A 2,680-nucleotide genomic window follows, 5' to 3' on the forward strand; every position below is an offset into this window, starting at 1 on the left:
CGCGCGGCACGATCAGCGTGGTGCCGGGTGCGAGGCGGGCCAGCGACGGCAGATGCAGATGGTCGGCGTGCAGATGCGATACGAGGACGGCGCGGGCGGCCGCCGCTCTGGGCGGCGGCACCGCGCCGCGGCGGCGCCTGAGGTGGGCCAGCCTGCGGGTGAACAGCGGGTCGGTCAGCACCCGGACCCCGGAGTCCTCGACCGTACATGTGGCATGTCCCCACCAGGTCACATCGACCGGCACCTGCCGCCTCCTCACGTCTGGCCGCCTCGGGCCGCGGGCGGCCCGGTGCGGCCCGCTCCCGGGACAGCGTGTCACGTCTGTCCCGGGAGCACGGTGGGTAGCGATCAGGCGAAACGGGAGGAGGCTCCGTGACCCAGTACTCGGAGCAGTGTCCGCGCTGCGGAGGTGTCCTCGCCGTCACGCAGGACGGCTGGAAGATCTGCCACTCCTGCGGGTACTCGTCCCCGCCGTGACCCGTGTCACGCAGGACGCGGCGGTGCTCCGCCCGCCCGCGGCCGCGGGCCGGGCGCCGTCCGGTCCTGTGAAAAGCTGGCCGGCGGGCCCACCCGGGGTCCCGCAGGACGTGAGGTGGAAAAGGCGTGGCGGCAGGGCGATGGCGCAGGGCGGGGAGCGCTCTGTTCCGGGTGATCGTGGTGTGGGCCGTGTCCACACTGACCATGCTGGCGCTCGCCGGGATCCTGCCGGACTTCCAGCTGGAGTCGGTCAACGGCGACAGCGCCACCACCGTGGCCATCACCGCGGGGTGGGGCGCCGCCGCCTTCGGCCTGCTCAGCGCGCTGGTGTGGCCCCTGGTCGTACGCGCGCTGCTGCTGGTCCCCGCCCTCGTCCTCGGCCTGCTGGTGTTCTTCCTCAACGGCTCGCTGCTGCTGGTCGCCCTGGACCTGATCCCGAACGGCCGGGGCGCGTCCAACCCCGAGACCGCTGTCGTGGTGGCCGCCGTGATGTCCGCAGTCGCCTCCGCGACCTCCACCGCGCTGGCGGTGCGTGACGACGAGGCGTACCGCCGCAGGCTCTCGCGCCTCGCCTCCCGCAGACGGCGCAGACGCGGCGAGGACACCGGGCGCGGCGGACCGCACGGCACGGTCTTCCTCCAGCTCGACGGGGTGGGCCACGCGGCGCTGCTGCGCGCGGTGCACGACGGGCTGATGCCCACGGTCGCCGGGTGGATCGCCTCCACCCACCGGCTCGCCGCCTGGCGCACCGACTGGTCCAGCCAGACCGGCGCCAGCCAGCTGGGCATTCTGCACGGCTCCAACCACGACATCCCCGCCTTCCGCTGGTACGAGAAGGAGACCGGCGACGTGATGGTCTGCAACCGGCCGGCCAGCGCGGCCGAGCTGCAGCGCCGGGCGGCCGCCCGCACCGGCCACAGCGGCCTGCTCAGCGTGGACGGCGCCAGCCGCGGGAACCTCTTCAGCGGCGGCGCGGACGAGCTGGCCCTGGTCCTCTCGGTCGCCGCACGCCGGGACCGCGACCACCGCTCCCGGGCCGGCTACTTCGCGTACTTCTCCGACCCGGCCAACGCCGTCCGTACCGCCATCTCGTTCTTCGCCGAGGTCGGCCGGGAGATCGGCCAGTCGACACGGGCCCGCGCCCGGCAGGAGGAGCCGCGCATCAAGCGCGGCGGCCTCTACCCGTTCATCAGGGCCTTCGCGACCGTCGTGGAGCGCGATGTGGTGGTGTCCGCGGTGATAGGCGACATGTTCGCCGGGCGCACCGCGGTCTACGCCGACCTGGTGGCGTACGACGAGGTGGCGCACCACAGCGGTCCGCACAGCAGGGACGCGGCGAAGGTACTGGCGCGGCTCGACCGTTCGCTGGCCCTGATCGCGAAGGCCGAGGAGCACGCGCCGCGCCCGTACCGCGTCGTGCTGCTCTCCGACCACGGGCAGAGCCCGGGGCAGACCTTCGAGGGTGCCTACGGGCTGACCCTCAAGGATCTGGTGCGGGCGGGCTGCGGGCTGCCGGTGCCGCGCCGGGCGCAGCGGACGAGGAGCGGCTCGGAGGCGCGGGCGGCGGTCCGTGTGGTGCTGCACCGCCCGGTGCCGCCCGGCGACGAGACCCCGCCCGACCCCGGCTCCGACCCGGTGGTGCTGGCCTCAGGGAACCTCGGGCTGATCTCCTTCCCCGACGTGCCGGGGCGGATGACGCGCGAACAGCTGGACCGCCGCCACCCTGCGCTGCTGCCCACCCTGGCCAACCACCCGGGCATCGGCTTCCTGCTCCTTGCGAGCGAGGAGCACGGCTCGGTGGTGCTCGGGGCGGACGGCGCCGAGGTGCCCGTCGCCCTGCTGGCCGACGGCGAGGGCCCGCTCGCGGGCTTCGGGCCCGGCGCCGCGGACGCCGTACGCAGGACGGACGCGTTCCCGCATGTCGCCGATGTCATGGTCAATTCGATGTACGACCCGGAGACCGGCTCCGTGCACGCCTTCGAGGGGCAGATCGGTTCGCACGGCGGCCTCGGCGGTGAGCAGTCGGCGCCCTTCCTGCTGGCGCCGCTCGACCTCTCGGCGCCGGTGGACGAGGGCCAGGAGCTGGTGGGCGCCGAGCGGGTGCACGGCGTCCTGCGGCGCTGGCTGTCCGAGTGCGAGGGGCCGCAGGTGCCGCTCGACGGCGCCCCGGTGATCCCGGCCGCCCCGGTGCCGGACGGCGCCA

2 protein-coding genes are annotated in these 2,680 nt (G+C 74.6%); one reads left to right on the forward strand and one right to left on the reverse strand.

The window, feature by feature from the left end; translation table 11 throughout:
• Nucleotides 1–244, reverse strand: a 244-nt coding sequence (locus G3I19_RS37905; protein WP_164267872.1) for an MBL fold metallo-hydrolase, incomplete at its 3' end; no start/stop codon positions are given.
• A gap of 359 nt (nt 245–603) precedes the next feature.
• Between G3I19_RS37905 and G3I19_RS35935 the strand changes: the two genes are divergently transcribed.
• A partial coding sequence (locus G3I19_RS35935) for an alkaline phosphatase family protein (RefSeq protein ID WP_164267873.1) occupies nt 604–2,680 on the forward strand: 2,077 nt, incomplete at its 3' end.

The sequence above is a fragment of the Streptomyces sp. SID10853 genome (assembly GCF_010548145.1).
GTDB lineage: Bacteria > Actinomycetota > Actinomycetes > Streptomycetales > Streptomycetaceae > Streptomyces.